This window comes from Vibrio sp. ABG19 (assembly GCF_029962385.1).
Classification (GTDB): Bacteria; Pseudomonadota; Gammaproteobacteria; order Enterobacterales; family Vibrionaceae; genus Vibrio; species Vibrio ostreae.
In genome coordinates this window covers 1,226,388-1,245,106 of record NZ_CP071708.1, presented here as the reverse complement: position 1 = coordinate 1,245,106, position 18,719 = coordinate 1,226,388, and the positions used below count along the sequence as shown (strand labels likewise).

21 protein-coding genes are annotated in these 18,719 nt (G+C 50.4%); 20 read left to right on the top strand and 1 reads right to left on the bottom strand.

Annotated features, from left to right (window positions below):
• Positions 1-57: 57 nt before the first annotated feature.
• On the bottom strand, positions 58-1,464 hold the full coding sequence (gene dnaA, locus J0X00_RS11975) for a chromosomal replication initiator protein DnaA (RefSeq protein ID WP_136487732.1): 1,407 nt from the start codon (positions 1,462-1,464) through the stop codon (positions 58-60).
• A gap of 310 nt (positions 1,465-1,774) precedes the next feature.
• On the opposite strand from dnaA, the gene J0X00_RS11970 reads away from it, so the two are divergent.
• From J0X00_RS11970 to atpG, 20 genes are all read left to right on the top strand, one after another.
• On the top strand, positions 1,775-2,521 hold the full coding sequence (locus tag J0X00_RS11970) for an amino acid ABC transporter substrate-binding protein (protein WP_136487731.1): 747 nt from the start codon (positions 1,775-1,777) through the stop codon (positions 2,519-2,521).
• A gap of 73 nt (positions 2,522-2,594) precedes the next feature.
• Positions 2,595-3,266: an amino acid ABC transporter permease gene (locus J0X00_RS11965; protein ID WP_136487730.1), complete on the top strand. Its 672-nt coding sequence runs from the start codon at positions 2,595-2,597 to the stop codon at positions 3,264-3,266.
• Positions 3,263-4,000, top strand: coding sequence for an amino acid ABC transporter ATP-binding protein (locus J0X00_RS11960; protein WP_136487729.1), 738 nt, complete (start codon positions 3,263-3,265; stop codon positions 3,998-4,000). Before J0X00_RS11965 ends, J0X00_RS11960 begins: the two co-directional genes overlap by 4 nt.
• Positions 4,001-4,250: 250 nt before the next feature.
• Positions 4,251-4,385, top strand: a complete 135-nt coding sequence (gene rpmH / locus J0X00_RS11955) for a 50S ribosomal protein L34 (protein WP_136487728.1) — start codon at positions 4,251-4,253, stop codon at positions 4,383-4,385.
• Between the two features lie 46 nt (positions 4,386-4,431).
• Positions 4,432-4,755 carry a ribonuclease P protein component gene (gene rnpA, locus J0X00_RS11950; protein WP_240798226.1) on the top strand — a complete coding sequence of 108 codons (324 nt, stop codon included), beginning with the start codon at positions 4,432-4,434 and terminating at the stop codon, positions 4,753-4,755.
• Positions 4,722-4,979 (top strand): membrane protein insertion efficiency factor YidD, encoded by a 258-nt coding sequence (yidD, locus tag J0X00_RS11945; protein ID WP_136487726.1) that lies wholly within the window; start codon positions 4,722-4,724, stop codon positions 4,977-4,979. Before rnpA ends, yidD begins: the two co-directional genes overlap by 34 nt.
• 2 nt (positions 4,980-4,981) lie before the next feature.
• On the top strand, positions 4,982-6,610 hold the full coding sequence (yidC, locus tag J0X00_RS11940) for a membrane protein insertase YidC (RefSeq protein WP_136487725.1): 1,629 nt from the start codon (positions 4,982-4,984) through the stop codon (positions 6,608-6,610).
• A gap of 92 nt (positions 6,611-6,702) precedes the next feature.
• Positions 6,703-8,064 carry a tRNA uridine-5-carboxymethylaminomethyl(34) synthesis GTPase MnmE gene (gene mnmE, locus J0X00_RS11935; RefSeq protein ID WP_136487724.1) on the top strand — a complete coding sequence of 454 codons (1,362 nt, stop codon included), beginning with the start codon at positions 6,703-6,705 and terminating at the stop codon, positions 8,062-8,064.
• A 237-nt stretch (positions 8,065-8,301) separates the two neighbouring features.
• Positions 8,302-8,736, top strand: a complete 435-nt coding sequence (gene mioC, locus J0X00_RS11930) for an FMN-binding protein MioC (protein ID WP_282478114.1) — start codon at positions 8,302-8,304, stop codon at positions 8,734-8,736.
• Positions 8,737-9,224: 488 nt separating this feature from the next.
• Entirely contained in the window at positions 9,225-11,120 is a 1,896-nt protein-coding gene (gene mnmG, locus J0X00_RS11925) for a tRNA uridine-5-carboxymethylaminomethyl(34) synthesis enzyme MnmG (protein ID WP_282478113.1), read from the top strand.
• Entirely contained in the window at positions 11,120-11,752 is a 633-nt protein-coding gene (gene rsmG / locus J0X00_RS11920; protein WP_218562571.1) for a 16S rRNA (guanine(527)-N(7))-methyltransferase RsmG, read from the top strand. Before mnmG ends, rsmG begins: the two co-directional genes overlap by 1 nt.
• 15 nt (positions 11,753-11,767) lie before the next feature.
• Positions 11,768-12,541, top strand: coding sequence for a ParA family protein (locus tag J0X00_RS11915; RefSeq protein ID WP_136487720.1), 774 nt, complete (start codon positions 11,768-11,770; stop codon positions 12,539-12,541).
• A 23-nt stretch (positions 12,542-12,564) separates the two neighbouring features.
• On the top strand, positions 12,565-13,446 hold the full coding sequence (locus J0X00_RS11910; protein ID WP_136487719.1) for a ParB/RepB/Spo0J family partition protein: 882 nt from the start codon (positions 12,565-12,567) through the stop codon (positions 13,444-13,446).
• A gap of 184 nt (positions 13,447-13,630) precedes the next feature.
• Entirely contained in the window at positions 13,631-14,020 is a 390-nt protein-coding gene (locus J0X00_RS11905) for a F0F1 ATP synthase subunit I (RefSeq protein WP_136487718.1), read from the top strand.
• 8 nt (positions 14,021-14,028) lie between these two features.
• Positions 14,029-14,841: a F0F1 ATP synthase subunit A gene (atpB, locus tag J0X00_RS11900; RefSeq protein ID WP_136487717.1), complete on the top strand. Its 813-nt coding sequence runs from the start codon at positions 14,029-14,031 to the stop codon at positions 14,839-14,841.
• 58 nt (positions 14,842-14,899) lie between these two features.
• Positions 14,900-15,154, top strand: coding sequence for a F0F1 ATP synthase subunit C (gene atpE, locus J0X00_RS11895; protein ID WP_002540812.1), 255 nt, complete (start codon positions 14,900-14,902; stop codon positions 15,152-15,154).
• A 78-nt stretch (positions 15,155-15,232) separates the two neighbouring features.
• Entirely contained in the window at positions 15,233-15,703 is a 471-nt protein-coding gene (gene atpF / locus J0X00_RS11890; RefSeq protein ID WP_136487716.1) for a F0F1 ATP synthase subunit B, read from the top strand.
• A 15-nt stretch (positions 15,704-15,718) separates the two neighbouring features.
• On the top strand, positions 15,719-16,252 hold the full coding sequence (gene atpH, locus J0X00_RS11885) for a F0F1 ATP synthase subunit delta (RefSeq protein WP_282478112.1): 534 nt from the start codon (positions 15,719-15,721) through the stop codon (positions 16,250-16,252).
• Between the two features lie 13 nt (positions 16,253-16,265).
• Positions 16,266-17,807: a F0F1 ATP synthase subunit alpha gene (atpA, locus tag J0X00_RS11880; protein ID WP_136487714.1), complete on the top strand. Its 1,542-nt coding sequence runs from the start codon at positions 16,266-16,268 to the stop codon at positions 17,805-17,807.
• Positions 17,808-17,850: 43 nt separating this feature from the next.
• Entirely contained in the window at positions 17,851-18,717 is an 867-nt protein-coding gene (gene atpG / locus J0X00_RS11875) for a F0F1 ATP synthase subunit gamma (RefSeq protein ID WP_282478111.1), read from the top strand.
• The last annotated feature ends 2 nt before the right edge of the window (positions 18,718-18,719 follow it).

Sequence of the window (18,719 nt, the reverse complement as noted above, 5' to 3'; positions counted from 1 at the left end):
GCTCTTAAACGATATTGGATATACGACGCGAAAAATCAGCGCTAAGCATAGCGCGAATCAGGAAGAAAGCGTACGAATCAGGTTGGAGTAATCTTCCTTAATATCGTGGCTCTCTTCACGCAGCTGTTCGATTTTACGACAGGCGTGTAACACCGTGGTGTGGTCACGGCCACCAAACGCATCGCCGATTTCCGGCAGGCTGTGGTTGGTGAGTTCTTTCGATAACGCCATGGCCAGTTGACGCGGACGGGCAACCGAACGCGAACGGCGTTTTGACAGCAGATCCGCGACTTTAATCTTGTAGTACTCGGCAACGGTCTTTTGAATATTGTCGATGGTGACCAGTTTTTCCTGCAGTGCGAGCAGATCGCGCAGCGCTTCGCGCACGAAATCAATCGTGATCGGACGGCCGGTAAAGTTGGCGTTGGCGATCACCCGGTTGAGTGCGCCTTCCAGCTCACGCACGTTGGAGCGCAGACGCTTAGCGATAAAGAACGCCACTTCGTCGGGCAGATGAATCTGGTGATCTTCCGCCTTTTTCATCAGAATCGCGACCCGGGTTTCCAGCTCCGGCGGCTCAATGGCCACCGTCAGACCCCAGCCAAAACGCGATTTAAGGCGATCTTCCACCCCGTTAATCTCTTTCGGATAACGGTCAGAAGTGAGGATAATTTGCTGGTTGCCTTCCAGCAGGGCGTTAAAGGTGTGGAAGAACTCTTCCTGCGAACGCTCTTTGTTGGCAAAAAACTGAATATCATCGATCAGCAGTGCATCGACACTGCGGTAGTAGCGTTTGAACTCTTCAATCGCGTTATTCTGCAGCGCTTTCACCATGTCCTGCACGAAACGCTCAGAGTGCATGTACACCACTTTAGCGTTCGGGTTGTTATCCACGATAGCATTGCCGACCGCATGCAGCAGGTGAGTTTTACCCAGGCCGGTACCACCGTACAGAAACAGCGGGTTATACGCCGCGCCCGGATTGTCCGACACCTGACGTGCCGCCGCCAGACCAAGCTGGTTCGACTTACCTTCCACGAAGTTATTGAACTTGTGTTTCGGGTTCACGTTAGAGCGGTGCATGATGTCGGCCGCTGCCGCAGCATCATCATCCCAGGTTTTATTGATCGGCTGACGACGCGCCAGTTGAGCAGGAGCTGAAGATTCGGCCGCCACGTCGGCCGCAGTACGGACCGGTGCCGGTTTGGGTGCTTGCACCCGGCGGCTGCCGACTTCAAAACGCAGGCTTGGTACATCCTGACCGCAATGCTCTTTCAGCAGTCGGTTGATGTTGTTGATGTACTTGTCGCGTACCCAGTCGAGTACGAAGCGGTTAGGCGCAAACAAAGTGAGAGTATTGTCATTGAGCTCCGCTTGTAACGGACGGACCCACATGCTGTATTCTGCGGCTGGCAGCTCTTCTTGTAGCTGTTGCAGACACTGCAACCATAGCGAAGATGACACAATTCCCTCACTCTAAATCAATGATCGGTAAAGACTGGCAATTCTACCTGTTGATAACTCAGATCGCCAGCGATTGATCCACGATCCAGTGAATAAGATCCAAGTTATTCACAATGTTTTCGAGCCAATCTGCCGGATCCTGGCAATTAGTCCTATATTTACCCACATAATGATCCACATGCTGGAAAATTCATCCAAGTTATCCCCAAAATAGCGGCATAATATAGTTATGGCTAATAACCACTAGTTATTTCTTCTATTGAGAAATTCAACAGTAAAATGAGACACTAAAATAATGAGGAGTCACAAGATGAAAAACTGGATTAAACTGGCAGTGGCCGCACTGGCACTTTCTGCCGCCACCGTACAGGCAGCAACGGACATCAAAGTCGGCATGTCAGGCCGTTACTTCCCGTTTACTTTCGTTAAGCAGGATCAACTGCAAGGTTTTGAAGTCGATGTCTGGAACGAAATCGGTCAACGTAACGATTATCATGTCGAATATGTGACTTCGAACTTCTCCGGCCTGTTTGGTCTGCTGGAAACCGGTCGTATCGATACCATCTCAAACCAGATCACCATCACCAAAGAGCGCCAGGCCAAATACCTGTTCTCTGACCCGTACGTGATTGATGGTGCTCAAATTGCAGTGCGCAAGGGTAACGACAGCATTCAGGGCATTAAAGATCTGGCCGGCAAAACCGTGGCGGTTAATCTGGGCTCTAACTTTGAACAACTGCTGCGCAAATACGATACCGACGGCAAAATCAACATTAAAACCTATGACACCGGTTTTGAGCGTGACGTCGCGATGGGCCGTGCCGATGCATTTGTCATGGACCGTCTGTCAGTACTGGAAGTGATTGATAAAACAGGGCTGCCACTGCAACTGGCCGGTTCACCATTTGAAACCATCGAGAACGCCTGGCCGTTTGTGAACAACGAAAAAGGCCAAAAACTGCAAGCTGAAGTGAACCAGGCACTTGCTGCGATGCGCGCAGACGGTACACTGAGCCAGATTTCAGAAAAATGGTTTGGTACCGATATTACTCAATAATCGTCATCAACCGACCAATCTAAAAAGGTGGAATCGCAGGATTCCGCCTTTTGCTGTCTTTGAGGGGAAGTAAATGGGCTTTGATTTTCAATACATGCTGGGGCTGATGCCGATACTGCTCAAGTATCTCAGCACCACGATGGAAATGGCCGCACTGGGCATGATTTTCGCGCTGATTCTGTCGGTGCTGCTGGCCAATATTCGCGTGTTCAAGATCCCGGTACTGGAACCGCTCTGTCAGCTGTACATCAGCTTCTTCCGCGGAACACCACTGCTGGTACAAATGTTCCTGCTTTATTATGGTCTGCCACAGATTTTTCCGATCCTGGTCGGCATTGACGCGTTCAGCGCCGCGGTGATTGGCCTCACTCTGCACTTTGCGGCCTATATGGCTGAAACCATTCGCGCCGCCATCATAGGTATTGACCGAACCCAGATGGAAGCCAGTCTGTCAGTCGGTATGACCACCGGTCAGGCGATGCGCCGTATCATTCTGCCTCAGGCCAGTCGCGTCGCCCTGCCTTCGCTGATGAACTACTTTATCGACATGATCAAATCGACCTCACTGGCGTTTACCTTTGGTGTGGCCGAAATCATGGCCAAGGCACAAATGGAAGCCTCGTCCAGTTTCCGCTTCTTTGAAGCCTTCCTGGCCGTAGCACTGATCTACTGGGGTGTGGTCGTGATTCTGACCCGCATTCAGACCTGGGCCGAAAACAAACTCAATAAGGCGTATGCACGATGATCAAACTGAGCAATATTCACAAACGCTTTGGCCAGAGTGAAGTCCTGAAAGGGATTGATATCTCGATCGAACAAGGCGAAATCATCGTCATTATCGGCTCCAGCGGTACCGGTAAATCGACCCTGCTGCGCTGCGTCAACTTCCTTGAGCAGGCCGATCGCGGCACCATCACCATCGATGATGTCAGCGTCGACAGCCAGAACCACAGCAAGGCGGAAGTGCTGGCCCTGCGCCGCAAAACCGGCTTCGTATTTCAGAACTACGCCCTGTTTGCCCACCAGACTGCGCGCCAGAACATTGCTGAAGGCCTTATCACGGTGCGCGGCTGGAAAAAAGATCAGGCGCTTGGCCGTGCCCAGCAAATTCTGGAAGACATAGGTCTGGGTGACAAAGGCGACAGCTATCCGGCCGCCCTGTCCGGCGGCCAGCAGCAGCGGGTCGGTATCGGCCGCGCCATGGCACTGCAGCCGGAACTGCTGCTGTTTGATGAACCGACCTCAGCGCTGGATCCGGAGTGGGTCGGTGAAGTACTGAACCTGATGAAAAAGCTCGCCACCCAGCACCAGACCATGCTGGTGGTGACCCATGAAATGCAATTTGCCAAAGAAGTCGCGGACCGGGTGATCTTCATGGCCGAGGGTAATATCGTTGAACAGGGTTCTCCACAGGATATTTTTAATCATCCACAGGATCCGCGCCTGAAAAAGTTCCTCAATCAGGTCGGGATCGACTAAGGATCCTTGAGATTTCAGCGAGACTCCGTATAATCGCCCGACCGGAAAGTATGAAGCGCAGAGTAAACCGAATTCGGACTTGCTTTACGCTTTCGGCAAACCGAATCATTGACACCTTTTGTGACTGTGATTACAATTCCGCCTCTTTGTTGAGAGGCGTCGGAATGTCCTTTCTTTATATAAAGAGAAGATATATTGCCCACGCCGGGTTTTATGAACCTAGAAACTACTGATCAGTAAGGTACTAACAATGAAACGCACTTTTCAACCTACAGTTCTAAAGCGCAAACGTACTCACGGTTTCCGTGCACGTATGGCGACAGCGAACGGTCGTAAAGTAATCAATGCACGTCGTGCAAAAGGCCGTAAGCGCCTGTCAAAATAATCGTAAGCTTATTTTGAGTACGTACGCATTTAATCGGGAGTTACGTTTGTTAACTCCCGAGCATTACCAAACCGTCTTCCAGCAAGCTCACCGAGCAGGCTCCCCTCATTTCACTATCATTGCACGCAATAATAACCTTTCTCATCCTCGTTTAGGGTTAGCGGTACCAAAAAAGCAAATCAAAACGGCCGTTGGTCGAAATCGCTTTAAACGTCTCGCCCGCGAAAGCTTCCGCCTCAATCAGCATCAGTTACCCAACAAAGATTTTGTTGTGATTGCCAAAAAAAGCGCGCAAGATTTGAGCAATGAAGAAATGTTTACTTTATTCGAAAAGTTATGGCAGCGCCTATCTCGCCCTTCTCGTGGTTAGCCATTGGTTTAGTCAAACTATACCAGTGGTTCATTAGTCCACTCATCGGCCCTCGCTGCCGATTTACACCCTCTTGCTCCAATTATGCGTTAGAAGCGCTGAGAGCTCACGGATTTGTAAAAGGGTGTTGGTTATCCGGCAAACGTCTATTAAAATGCCACCCTTTGAACGAAGGGGGATTTGACCCCGTTCCACCAGTCCAAAAACAAGACAGAGATAAATAACGATGGATTCTCAACGTAATATCCTGCTGATCGCTTTGGCGCTGGTTTCTTTTTTACTTTTCCAACAGTGGCAAGTAGCAAAGAACCCGGCACCTGAAGCGGTTGAACAGGCGCAAACCAGCAGCAGTGCTCCGGCACCTTCTTTGGCCGATGAGTTCGATCCGGTACCATCACCAACCAATGCTGCGGCAAAAGTGATTACAGTCACCACGGATGTACTGACTCTGTCTATTGACACGGTTGGTGGTGATGTCGTTCTGGCAAAACTGAACAAATACGCTGAAGAGCTGAACTCTGACAAGGCTTTTGTTCTGCTGAAAAACACCCAAGGTCACCAATTCATCGCCCAGAGTGGCCTGATTGGCCCGCAAGGTATTGACCTGAGCAGCAACAGCCGCCCGACTTACACTGTTGACGGCGACAGCTTTGCTCTGGCCGATGGTCAGGATGAACTGCGTATTCCGATGACTTACCAGTCAAACGGTATCGAGTACACCAAAACCTTTATTTTCAAACGCGGCGATTATGCAATCGACGTGACTTACGATGTCGCCAACAACTCTGGCGACAACGCAACCATGGGGATGTACGCACACCTGCGTCAGAACCTGCTTGATTCAGGCGGCAGCCTGGCAATGCCAACTTACCGTGGCGGCGCTTACTCAAGTGAAAATACCCGTTACCAGAAATACAGCTTCGATGACATGCAGGATCGCAACCTGGCTATCAACCTGCCAAACGGTCAGGGTTGGGCAGCGATGATCCAGCACTACTTTGCGACCGCGTGGATTCCACGTGACGCAGCGGGGACGAACCTGTACTCACGCGTGATCGGCAATCTGGGCGACATCGGTATCCGTATCCCGAATCAAACCATTGCTAACGGCCAGCACCAAGAGTTCAAAGCTACGCTGTGGGTTGGTCCTAAGCTGCAAGACCAGATGGCGGCTACCGCACCAAACCTGGATCTGGTTGTAGACTACGGCTGGTTATGGTTCATCGCCAAGCCTCTGCACTGGCTGCTGTCGACCATTCAGGGTCTGGTCAGCAACTGGGGTCTGGCGATCATCTGTCTGACCTTTATCGTGCGTGGTGCCATGTACCCGCTGACTAAAGCACAGTACACCTCAATGGCGAAAATGCGCATGCTGCAACCAAAACTGCAGGAAATGCGTGAGCGTATCGGTGATGACCGTCAGCGCATGAGCCAGGAGATGATGGCACTGTACAAGAAAGAGAAAGTGAACCCGCTGGGCGGCTGTCTGCCTATCTTCCTGCAGATGCCTATCTTCATTGCACTGTACTGGGCACTGATGGAATCGGTCGAACTGCGTCATTCGCCGTTCTTCGGCTGGATTCACGATCTGTCGGCACAAGACCCGTACTACATCCTGCCACTGCTGATGGGTGTCAGCATGTTCTTCATCCAGAAGATGAGCCCGAGCACGATTACCGATCCAATGCAGCAGAAGATCATGACCTTTATGCCGGTGATGTTTACCTTCTTCTTCCTGTTCTTCCCTTCAGGTTTGGTTCTGTACTGGCTGGTATCGAACATTGTGACTCTGATTCAACAGAATCTGATTTACAAAGGTCTGGAGAAAAAAGGCTTACACAGCAAAACCAAGTAAGCACTCAGGATAAGCAAAGGCGACCGGATGGTCGCCTTTTTGTTGCTCGCTGATTACAATAACACTCATCCGATTCTGTAACAGGTAAGGTTATGACTACCGAAACTATCGTCGCGCAGGCTACGGCACCAGGTCGTGGCGGCGTCGGCATTATCCGGGTATCCGGCCCGAAAGCGGCGGACGTCGCACTGGCGGTGACCGGACGCCCCCTTAAACCGCGTTATGCGGAGTATCTGCCATTTAAAGATGCCAATGGCTTAGAGCTCGATCAGGGCATCGCGCTGTTCTTCCCCAACCCGAACTCGTTTACCGGTGAAGATGTGCTTGAGCTGCAGGGTCACGGCGGTCCGGTAGTGATGGATATGCTGATTAAACGCATCCTGACGCTGCCGGGTATCCGCCCGGCTCGTCCGGGTGAGTTTTCCGAGCGTGCTTTCCTCAATGACAAGCTGGACTTAACCCAGGCCGAAGCCATTGCTGACCTGATTGATGCCAGCTCGGAAGAAGCGGCTAAATCCGCGCTGCAATCGCTACAGGGCCAGTTTTCGAAGCGGATTAATACCCTGGTCGAGTCTCTGATTCATCTGCGTATCTACGTTGAAGCCGCGATTGATTTTCCTGAGGAAGAGATCGACTTTCTCGCCGACGGCAAAGTCTCCGCCGATCTGCAGGCCATCATCGACAACCTCAGCGCAGTGCGTCAGGAAGCCAACCAGGGCGCCATCATGCGTGAAGGGATGAAGGTGGTGATTGCCGGTCGCCCTAATGCCGGTAAATCCAGCCTGCTCAACGCGCTGTCCGGTAAAGAATCCGCGATTGTGACCGATATCGCCGGGACCACCCGGGACGTGCTGCGTGAACACATCCATATTGATGGCATGCCGCTGCACATCATCGATACCGCCGGTCTGCGTGAAGCGTCCGATGCGGTCGAGAAAATCGGTATTGAACGCGCCTGGGAAGAAATTAAACAGGCTGACCGGGTGCTGTTTATGGTCGATGGCACCACCACCGATGCCACCGACCCGAAAGATATCTGGCCCGATTTTGTCGACCGTCTGCCGGATCATATGGGCATGACCGTCATCCGTAACAAGGTCGATCAAACCAGTGAAGCGCTGGGGATCTGCCACGTCAGTCAGCCGACCCTGATCCGCTTGTCTGCCAAGACAGGTCAGGGCGTCGATGCGCTGCGTACCCACCTCAAAGAGTGCATGGGCTTCTCCGGCAATCAGGAAGGTGGCTTTATGGCCCGTCGCCGCCATCTGGATGCGCTGGAACGCGCCGCTGAGCACCTCGACATCGGTCAGCAGCAGCTTGAAGGCTACATGGCAGGAGAAATCCTGGCCGAAGAACTGCGCATCGCCCAGCAGCATCTCAATGAGATCACCGGCGAATTCAGCTCCGATGATCTGCTTGGCCGCATCTTTTCGTCGTTCTGTATCGGCAAGTAAAGCGGCGACATACCCACAGCGGGCCTGACGTTAACGCGTCAGGCCCGTTTTTTTTGTGGATCCCACATCGCCCCCACCCCGGCCGTTATGCATTGTGGATAACTCTGCCCACCGCAAGGATCCTTTTCCATTCATGGACAAAACATGATCTTGCCCTTTACTATCCACAACTTACCCTAGTATTCTGCTAGCCTGAATTACCATGTTTCCATCTTATGACCACATACCGGGGTTCTTATGATTCATATCATCACAGGCAGTACTTTAGGCAGCGCGGAATATGTTGGCGATCACCTCAGCGATCTGCTTGAACAACAGGGCAAAGAGACCACCATTCACAATCAACCCGATCTGAACGACATTCCGGCGCAAGGTATCTGGCTGATCATTACGTCCACCCATGGTGCCGGTGAGTATCCGGATAACATCCAGCCTTTCATCCTGGCGCTGCAAAATACCCCGCCCAATACCCGGGATCTCCAGTTCGCCGTGATCGCCATCGGTGATTCCAGCTACGATACGTTCTGCGCGGCAGGACAACACGCGTATGACCTGTTGGAAGATATCGGCGCCACCCCGCTGACAGACTGTCTGTTGATTGATGTGCAGAAGCATCCGGTACCGGAAGATGCCGCCGAAGAGTGGCTGAATGACGTGATTGAACGTTTTTAACCTCTGGCGAGCGGCTGTTACGGCCGCTGCCACCGTATTTGGCCCTACTCATTTCCAATCGGCCATGTTCCGTCGGGATAAAAACCCCGAACAATTGAACATTTATTGACCACTTGGCCTGTGCATAAGTCTGAACTTATCCGGTGATCAACCTATAGTTATCCATAGAACAAGTTTGATCACTGCGAGGCCCTGTGTATAACTACCCATTTTGATCCCAGCTAATCCTCGTACTGATCAGTTGATGATCACAAGTTGCGATCCAGAAAAGATCCATGATCTTGTTGATCATTTCCTGGTTATCCACAGAGATCGTCGATCCTAATAATAGATCCAATAAAAGATCTCTATATAGATCTTTATATATTATTTACTTGAAAGTCCTTTGCGTAAAAAAGCACAAAAGCGATTTTCTAGCCAGTGGAAAGAAGGTAGAATACGCCTCCTTTTATTTTTCCCGTAGTCTCATTGAATACCTGAGGTCGTTCATGCTTTATCACGAAACATTTGACGTCATTGTGGTTGGTGGCGGTCATGCAGGAACGGAAGCCGCACTCGCAGCCGCTCGTACAGGCCAACGCACATTACTTCTCACGCACAATATCGATACCCTGGGCCAGATGTCCTGTAACCCGGCCATTGGTGGTATTGGTAAAGGCCACTTAGTTAAAGAAGTGGATGCAATGGGTGGTCTGATGGCACAAGCTATCGATCACGCAGGTATTCAATTTCGCACCCTGAATGCGTCTAAAGGACCGGCAGTACGTGCCACCCGCGCTCAGGCTGACCGTGCGTTATACAAAGCGTACGTACGCAACGCGCTGGAAAATACGCCCAATCTGACGTTGTTCCAGCAAGCCGCCGATGATTTGATCGTCGAAAACGATCAAGTGCGTGGTGTGGTGACTCAAATGGGCCTTAAATTCCACGCCAAAGCCGTGGTGCTGACGGTAGGAACTTTCCTGGGTGGTAAGATCCACATCGGGATGGAAAACTTTTCTGGTGGCCGTGCCGGGGATCCTCCATCGATCGCTCTGGCTCAGCGCCTGCGTGAACTGCCGTTCCGGGTTGATCGTCTCAAAACCGGAACCCCCCCACGTATCGATGCCAACAGCGTGGATTTTTCTGTGCTGGAAACGCAGCATGGTGATAATCCGACGCCGGTGTTTTCTTTCATGGGTAACCGTGAACAACATCCGCATCAAATTCCGTGTTACATCACTCATACCAATGAGAAAACTCATGATGTGATCCGTGCCAACCTGGATCGCAGCCCGATGTATGCCGGTGTGATTGAAGGGATTGGCCCGCGTTACTGTCCGTCGATTGAAGACAAGGTGATGCGTTTTGCGGATAAGAACAGCCATCAGATCTTCATTGAGCCGGAAGGCCTGACATCAACAGAACTGTATCCGAACGGTATTTCCACCAGCCTGCCATTTGATGTGCAGCTGCAGATTGTTCGTTCGATGAAAGGGTTTGACAACGCCCATATCGTGCGTCCGGGCTATGCGATTGAATACGATTTCTTCGATCCGCGTGACCTGAAACAGACCTATGAAACCAAATTTATCCAAGGCCTGTTCTTTGCCGGTCAAATCAACGGCACCACAGGCTATGAAGAAGCCGCGGCACAGGGGCTGATGGCCGGTCTTAACGCTAGCCTGTACAGCCAGGACAAAGAGGGCTGGAGCCCTCGTCGTGACCAGGCATACATGGGCGTGTTGATTGATGATCTGTCCACCATGGGCACTCAGGAACCGTACCGTATGTTTACCTCACGTGCTGAGTACCGTCTGCTGCTGCGCGAAGACAATGCCGACCTGCGCCTGACCGAAAAAGCCCGTGAACTGGGTCTGGTCAGTGATGAGCGCTGGGCTCGCTTTAACCATAAAATCGACAATATGGAAACCGAGCGCCAGCGACTGAAAGAGACCTGGATGAATCCGAAATCGGACGGTGTTGAAGCACTCAACGCGCTGCTGAAAACCCCGATGTCGCGCGAAGCGAGCGGTGAAGATCTGCTGCGTCGTCCGGAGATGACCTACGAACTGGTCACTTCTCTGCCAGCGTTTGCGCCGGCCCTGGAGGATCGCGAAGCGGCGGAACAGGTGGAAATTCAGGTTAAATACGAAGGTTACATCCAGCGTCAGCAGGAAGAGATTGAAAAATCGCTGCGCCATGAACACACCAAGCTGCCGGTGGATCTGGATTACCAGGACGTTAAAGGCCTGTCGAATGAAGTGGTGTTGAAACTGAACAACGCTAAACCGGAAAGCATCGGTATTGCATCACGCATTTCCGGTGTTACTCCGGCCGCGATCTCGATTCTGCTGGTGCATCTGAAAAAACATGGCCTGTTGAAGAAAGGGGAAGCCGCCTGATGAACCCATTGCGCATCAAACTCGATGCGCTGATTGCTCAGACGACCCTGGAGGTTTCTGAGCAACAGCGTCAACAGCTGGTCGGCTACGTCGAAATGCTCAACAAATGGAATAAAGCCTACAATCTGACTTCAGTGCGTGATCCGCTGGAGATGCTGGTCAAGCATATCCTCGACAGCATGGTGGTCAGCCCGCATCTGAGCGGCGAGCGCTTTATCGATGTCGGCACCGGCCCTGGCCTGCCGGGGATTCCGCTGGCGATCATGAATCCGGACAAATCGTTTGTCCTGCTCGATAGCCTGGGTAAGCGGATTCGCTTTATCAAACAGGTGATTCACGAGCTGAAAATCTGCAACGTCACTGCGGTGCAGAGCCGGGTGGAAGAGTTCGATCCACAAGGAGGATTTGACGGCGTGCTAAGTCGTGCGTTTGCTTCTATCACAGATATGGTAGAGTGGTGTCATCACCTGCCTTGTGCAGACAGCGGCGTATTTCTGGCATTGAAAGGCCTGCTGCCCCAAGACGAACTCGCTCAGTTACCTGAATGGTGTTCTGTGACCGACATCAAAGCTTTGAAAGTTCCTGAGTTGGAAGGTGAGCGTCATCTTGTAATCTTATCTCGCAAGGGATAACAGCGAGGCATTACCGTGGGTAAAATCGTAGCGATCGCCAACCAGAAAGGTGGCGTAGGAAAAACAACAACTTGTATTAATTTGGCAGCGTCAATGGCGGCCACCAAGCGTAAAGTGCTGGTGATCGATCTTGACCCGCAGGGTAACGCCACCATGGCGAGCGGCATCGACAAATACCAGGTTGATGCAACCGCGTACGAGTTGTTGGTTGAAGATGCGCCATTTGAAGAAGTGGTGTGCCGCACAACCACGGGCCATTATGATTTGATTGCCGCTAATGGTGATGTGACCGCCGCGGAAATCAAACTGATGGAAGTGTTTGCCCGCGAAGTTCGTCTCAAGAATGCTATCGCGTCAGTTCGTGATAACTATGATTTCATCTTTATCGATTGTCCACCGGCTTTAAACCTTCTTACAATCAATGCGATGGCTGCGGCCGATTCGGTACTGGTACCGATGCAATGTGAGTACTTTGCCCTGGAAGGTTTAACGGCTTTGATGGATACGATCAGTAAGCTGGCGGCAGTGGTGAACGAGAATCTTAAGATCGAAGGTCTGCTCAGGACCATGTATGATCCTCGTAACCGCCTCGCGAATGAAGTCTCTGATCAGTTGAAAAAGCACTTTGGCAACAAAGTGTACCGCACCGTTATCCCTCGTAATGTACGCCTCGCCGAGGCGCCTAGTCATGGCAAGCCTGCCATGTACTACGACAAGTATTCTGCCGGAGCCAAAGCGTATTTAGCGTTAGCTGGCGAGATGCTGCGTCGTGAAGAAGTACCTGCATAACTCCAACTAAAGGATTCGTTTACATGTCTAAACGTGGTTTAGGAAAAGGGCTGGATGCACTTTTGTCAACCAGCTCTGTAGCGCGTGAAAAACAACAGCTGGCCACGCACAGTCAGGCCCTGTCCAGCGACGGTCAGTTGACTGATCTCGCGATCACCAGCCTCAAACCGGGCATTTACCAACCCCGTAAAGATATGTCAGCAGAAGCGCTGGAAGAACTGGCGGCTTCGATTCAGTCCCAGGGTATTATCCAGCCGATTGTTGTGCGTCCGCTGACCATGGGCGGGTATGAAATTATTGCCGGCGAACGTCGCTGGCGCGCCGCACGTCAGGCTGGGTTGAAACAGGTGCCGTGTTTGATCAAAGCGGTCGAGGATCGTGCCGCGATCGCGATGGCCCTGATCGAAAACATCCAACGTGAAGATCTGAATGTGATCGAAGAAGCCCAGGCGCTGGAGCGACTGCAGGACGAATTCAAACTGACCCACCAGCAGGTGGCGGATGTGATCGGTAAGTCGCGCGCGACCGTGAGTAACCTGTTGCGTCTCAACCAGCTCGACGACAGCGTGAAGCGCCTGGTTGAAACCAAGCAGCTGGAAATGGGTCATGCCCGTGCGCTGTTGATGCTGGAAGGTGAACAGCAGGCCGAAGTGGCAGAGCGGGTCGCTAAAAAGCAACTCACCGTACGCCAGACAGAACAACTGGTGAAAAAGTGCCTTTCTGAGACTTCTGATGCAAAAAATGTCGTGGAAGACGAAGAAATACAACAAATGTCACAAAATCTAAGTGAAAAACTCGGCGCTAAAGTGTCAATTAGCCGCTCGAAGAATGGTAAGTCGAAGATAACGATAAATCTTGATGAACCTCATAAATTCGAGCAATTGATTGCCAAGCTACAGGGCTAAGTGAGATAATTGATTTAAATCAATTGTGCAAAATAAGTTTTCTTGAGCGAAATATGTCGATGTGTGAACAAAATTGTAACTTTTTGCAGCGTTGTAATTGCAATCAGTTGCCGTCACCGTATAATTTTCGCCAATTTCCGGCCCTTAATAAAAAAGCGTTGGATATTACTAGAGGTACGAATACATGGTAGCTGCGTTAGCTAGGCCAGGACGAGAGCTTGCAAAGCGATTGTTAATGATCCAGTTTGGCGCGGCTATAGTTGTGGCAGCAGGGATGGCGATTGCCGTAAATGCTGAATGGGGAATTTCAGCGCTAATTGGCGGGGGCATATTTGTCATCGCCAATGCAGTGTTTGCGCTGTGTGCTTTTATGTTTAGTGGAGCTCGGGCTGCAAAACGCATCACGGCCTCTTTCTACACGGGTGAAGCACTCAAAATCCTCATCACTATCGCACTGTTCTCTGCAGCCTACATGTATATGCAGGTGGAACTTGTTCCCCTAAAACTAACCTATTTGCTGGTTCTGGGTATTAATATCTTTGCACCAGTGCTTTTCATTAACAACAAAAAATAGGATGAGTTATGGCTGCGCCAGGTGAAGCGCTAACATCGTCCGGATACATTGAACACCACCTTTCCAACCTATCGTTATACAAGCTAGGTATGGTCGCGGAGGAAACAAGTTTCTGGAACGTACATATCGATAGCCTGTTTTTTTCTTTGTTTACCGGACTGATCTTCCTGTGTGTGTTCCGTTCTGTGGCGAAGAAAGCAACAGTAGGTGTACCAGGCAAGCTACAGTGTTTTGTTGAAATAGTGGTTGAATTTGTCGATACCAACGTCAAAGACACCTTCCATGGACGCAATCCGCTAATAGCACCGCTGGCACTGACTATCTTTTGTTGGGTATTGCTAATGAATATCATGGACTTAGTGCCAATTGATTTCTTACCTTATCCAGCAGAACATTGGCTAGGTATCCCTTATCTTAAGGTGGTTCCTTCTGCTGATGTGAACATCACCATGGCTATGGCCCTGGGCGTATTTGCTCTGATGATTTACTACAGCATCAAAGTAAAAGGCCTGGGAGGGTTTGCGAAAGAATTGGCGTTACATCCATTCAATCACCCAGTTATGATTCCGTTTAACCTGCTTATTGAAGTGGTATCGCTGCTTGCTAAACCACTGTCACTAGGTATGCGTCTATTCGGTAACATGTTCGCGGGTGAGGTTGTATTCATTCTTATCGCAGCAATGCTACCATGGTGGCTACAATGGATGGGTTCACTACCGTGGGCTATTTTCCATATTCTGGTAATTCTGATTCAGTCTTTCGTGTTCATGATGTTGACAATCGTATATCTGTCAATGGCACACGAAGACAGTGATCATTAATAAAAATATTTAGCTTTTATTTGGGCTCATAAGCCAACAACAATAATTGGAGATAGTAATGGAAACTTTACTGAGCTTTTCTGCAATCGCCGTAGGTATCATCGTCGGTCTTGCTTCTCTTGGTACTGCGATTGGTTTCGCACTTCTGGGCGGTAAATTCCTGGAAGGCGCTGCACGTCAACCAGAAATGGCTCCTATGCTGCAAGTTAAAATGTTCATCATTGCAGGTCTGCTGGATGCGGTTCCAATGATCGGTATCGTAATCGCACTGCTATTCACTTTTGCGAACCCATTTGTTGGTCAACTAGGTTAATCACTTTTTGCCAGAGACAAACCGCGTCACGTGGTTTGTCATTGATTAACACTAAGTCCATATAGAGGGGTAGCTGTTGTGAATATGAACGCAACTCTGCTAGGTCAAGCAATTTCATTCGCACTGTTTGTGTGGTTCTGCATGAAGTATGTGTGGCCGCCAATCATGAACGCAATTGAAGAGCGTCAGAAGAAAATTGCTGACGGTTTGCAAGCTGCTGAGCGTGCAAAGAAAGATTTGGACCTAGCACAAGCCAACGCTTCTGATCAAATGAAAGAAGCGAAGCGCACAGCAACTGAGGTCATTGAGGCAGCGAATAAACGTAAAGCCATGATTTTGGAAGAAGCACGCGAGGAAGCTCAGGCAGAACGCCAGAAAATCCTTGCTCAAGCTGACGCCGAAATCGAAGCTGAACGTAACCGCGCCCGCGATGAGCTGCGCAAACAAGTTGCAACTCTGGCGATTGCTGGTGCTGAGAAGATCCTTGAGCGTTCTATCGATAAAGATGCGCACAAAGACATTCTCGACAACATTACTGCAAAACTTTAAGTCTGGGGGCGCCGAATGTCTGATATGACTACAATTGCACGCCCCTATGCTAAAGCAGCATTTGAATTTGCGGCGGACAAACAGCAACTGACCCAATGGGGTGAGATGCTGGGTTTCGCTGCTGAAGTCGCGAATAACGACCAGATTAAAGAGCTGTTAACCAGCTCTACCTCTGCTGAAAAACTAGCAGAAATCTTTGTCGCAATTTGTGGTGAACAGTTTGATGCACATGGCCAGAACCTGTTACGGGTGATGGCAGAGAACGGTCGTTTACAGGCCCTTCCGGATGTTTGCGCTCAATTCCATATCCTGAAACAGGAATATGAGAAAGAGATCAACGTTGAAGTGATTTCAGCGACTGAGCTTACTGAGCAACAAAAAGCAGACATTAGCAGCAAACTTGAGCAGCGTCTTGAACGCAAAGTTCAGCTGAATTGCAGTGTAGATGAGACCCTACTTGGTGGGGTTGTAATTCGAGCCGGAGACCTAGTCATCGATAACTCAGCGCGTGGTCGTTTAAAACGCCTGGGCGATGCCATGCAGTCTTGATGGGGATTGGAGCATGCAACTTAATTCCACGGAAATTAGCGATCTAATTAAACAGCGTATTGAATCTTTCAACGTTGTTAGTGAAGCTCGCAACGAAGGTACTATCGTTTCGGTAAGCGATGGTATTATCCGAATTCACGGCCTAGCGGACGTGATGCAGGGTGAAATGATTGAATTACCGGGTGGCCTTTTCGCACTAGCACTTAACCTTGAGCGTGACTCGGTAGGTGCGGTAGTAATGGGCCCGTACGCCAACCTGAAGGAAGGCGATAAAGTAACTGGTACTGGTCGTATTCTTGAAGTACCGGTAGGTCCTGAACTGCTGGGTCGTGTGGTTAACACTCTGGGTGAACCAATCGACGGTAAAGGTCCGATTGATGCGAAACTGACTTCTCCAGTAGAAGTGATTGCACCTGGTGTAATCGACCGTCAATCTGTTGACCAGCCAGTTCAAACTGGTTACAAATCAGTGGACTCGATGATTCCAATCGGCCGTGGTCAGCGTGAGCTGGTTATCGGTGACCGCCAGACTGGTAAAACAGCGATGGCGATCGATGCGATCATCAACCAAAAAAATTCAGGTATTTACTCTATCTACGTAGCGATCGGTCAGAAAGCATCGACTATCGCCAACGTGGTACGTAAACTGGAAGAGCACGGCGCACTGCAAAACACTATCGTGGTTGTCGCGTCTGCTTCTGAATCTGCTGCACTGCAATACCTGGCGCCTTACGCGGGTTGTGCAATGGGTGAATACTTCCGCGATCGCGGCGAAGACGCACTGATTGTTTATGATGATCTATCTAAACAAGCGGTAGCTTACCGTCAGATCTCTCTACTGCTACGTCGTCCACCGGGCCGTGAAGCTTTCCCTGGTGACGTATTCTACCTCCACTCACGTCTGCTAGAGCGTGCTGCTCGTGTCAGTGCTGAGTACGTAGAACGTTTCACTAACGGTGAAGTGAAAGGTAAGACTGGTTCTTTGACTGCTCTGCCTATCATCGAAACTCAAGCTGGTGACGTATCTGCATTCGTACCGACCAACGTTATCTCTATCACCGATGGTCAGATCTTCCTGCAAACTGAACTGTTCAACGCGGGTGTTCGCCCGGCGGTTGACCCAGGTATTTCAGTTTCGCGTGTAGGTGGTGCGGCGCAAACGAAAATCGTTAAGAAGCTGTCTGGTGGTATCCGTACCGCTCTGGCTGCATACCGTGAGCTGGCGGCATTCGCACAGTTCTCATCGGATCTTGACGATGCGACTAAACGTCAGCTGAACCATGGTCAGAAAGTAACTGAACTGATGAAACAGAAACAGTACGCTCCAATGTCTGTTTTTGATCAGGCTCTGACTATCTACGCAGCTGAGCGTGGTTACCTGAATGATGTAGAACTGTCAAAAGTTCTGGATTTCGAGGCAGCCCTACTATCGTTTGCTCGCGCGCAATACGCTGAACTTGCAGCGCAAATCGACCAGACGGGTGCATATAACGATGAAATCGAAGCTCAGCTGAAGAAGCTGGTTGATGATTTCGTAGCAACCCAAACTTGGTAATAGGTCGGTGGCATTCTTTGCCACCAACTAATGGAGAGTAACGATGGCCGGCGCAAAAGAGATACGTAATAAAATCGGTAGTGTAAAAAGCACTCAGAAAATTACGAAAGCGATGGAAATGGTGGCAGCTTCAAAAATGCGTCGCTCGCAAGAAGCGATGGAAGCTTCCCGTCCATACGCAACAACTATGCGTAAAGTGATCGGTCATGTCGCTCATGCAAATCTGGAATACCGTCATCCGTATCTGGAAGAGCGTGAAGCGAAACGTGTTGGTTACATCATTGTTTCTACAGACCGTGGTTTGTGTGGTGGTTTGAACGTTAACCTGTTCAAGAAAGCCATCACAGATATGCAAACCTGGCAGGAGAAAGGTGTTGAAATTGAACTGGCGATTGTCGGTTCAAAAGCAACCGCTTTCTTCAAAAACAGCGGCGCGCGCGTAGCGGCTCAGGTGTCTGGTCTGGGGGATACCCCGGTACTGGAAGATCTGATCGGCTCGGTCGGTGTGATGCTGAAGAAATATGATAACGGCGAATTGGATCGTCTGTACGTGGTGTTCAACGAATTTGTAAACACCATGGTACAACAACCAAAGATCGATCAATTACTACCTTTGCCTAAATCGGAAAGCGAAGAAGTCAAGCGTGAGCATTCATGGGACTACATCTACGAGCCTGAACCAAAACCTCTGCTGGATGCGCTACTGCTGCGCTACGTAGAGTCTCAGGTTTATCAGGGTGTGGTTGAGAACCTTGCTTGTGAGCAAGCGGCTCGAATGATTGCGATGAAAGCTGCGACGGACAACGCGAGCAACCTGATTGACGAACTGGAACTGGTGTACAACAAAGCCCGTCAGGCGGCGATTACACAGGAACTGTCGGAAATCGTAAGTGGTGCGGCAGCGGTTTAAGC

Bases quoted from the DNA above. Each gene is read 5' to 3' on its own strand.
- J0X00_RS11960 (WP_136487729.1), top strand. From the start codon at position 3,263: ATGATCAAACTGAGCAATATTCACAAACGCTTTGGCCAGAGTGAAGTC.
- yidD (WP_136487726.1), top strand. From the start codon at position 4,722: ATGGCAGCGCCTATCTCGCCCTTCTCGTGGTTAGCCATTGGTTTAGTC.
- J0X00_RS11965 (WP_136487730.1), top strand. From the start codon at position 2,595: ATGGGCTTTGATTTTCAATACATGCTGGGGCTGATGCCGATACTGCTC.
- atpE (WP_002540812.1), top strand. From the start codon at position 14,900: ATGGAAACTTTACTGAGCTTTTCTGCAATCGCCGTAGGTATCATCGTC.
- J0X00_RS11905 (WP_136487718.1), top strand. From the start codon at position 13,631: ATGGTAGCTGCGTTAGCTAGGCCAGGACGAGAGCTTGCAAAGCGATTG.
- J0X00_RS11910 (WP_136487719.1), top strand. From the start codon at position 12,565: ATGTCTAAACGTGGTTTAGGAAAAGGGCTGGATGCACTTTTGTCAACC.
- yidC (WP_136487725.1), top strand. From the start codon at position 4,982: ATGGATTCTCAACGTAATATCCTGCTGATCGCTTTGGCGCTGGTTTCT.
- atpB (WP_136487717.1), top strand. From the start codon at position 14,029: ATGGCTGCGCCAGGTGAAGCGCTAACATCGTCCGGATACATTGAACAC.
- J0X00_RS11970 (WP_136487731.1), top strand. From the start codon at position 1,775: ATGAAAAACTGGATTAAACTGGCAGTGGCCGCACTGGCACTTTCTGCC.
- atpH (WP_282478112.1), top strand. From the start codon at position 15,719: ATGTCTGATATGACTACAATTGCACGCCCCTATGCTAAAGCAGCATTT.
- rsmG (WP_218562571.1), top strand. From the start codon at position 11,120: ATGAACCCATTGCGCATCAAACTCGATGCGCTGATTGCTCAGACGACC.
- atpG (WP_282478111.1), top strand. From the start codon at position 17,851: ATGGCCGGCGCAAAAGAGATACGTAATAAAATCGGTAGTGTAAAAAGC.
- mnmG (WP_282478113.1), top strand. From the start codon at position 9,225: ATGCTTTATCACGAAACATTTGACGTCATTGTGGTTGGTGGCGGTCAT.
- mioC (WP_282478114.1), top strand. From the start codon at position 8,302: ATGATTCATATCATCACAGGCAGTACTTTAGGCAGCGCGGAATATGTT.
- rpmH (WP_136487728.1), top strand. From the start codon at position 4,251: ATGAAACGCACTTTTCAACCTACAGTTCTAAAGCGCAAACGTACTCAC.
- atpA (WP_136487714.1), top strand. From the start codon at position 16,266: ATGCAACTTAATTCCACGGAAATTAGCGATCTAATTAAACAGCGTATT.
- mnmE (WP_136487724.1), top strand. From the start codon at position 6,703: ATGACTACCGAAACTATCGTCGCGCAGGCTACGGCACCAGGTCGTGGC.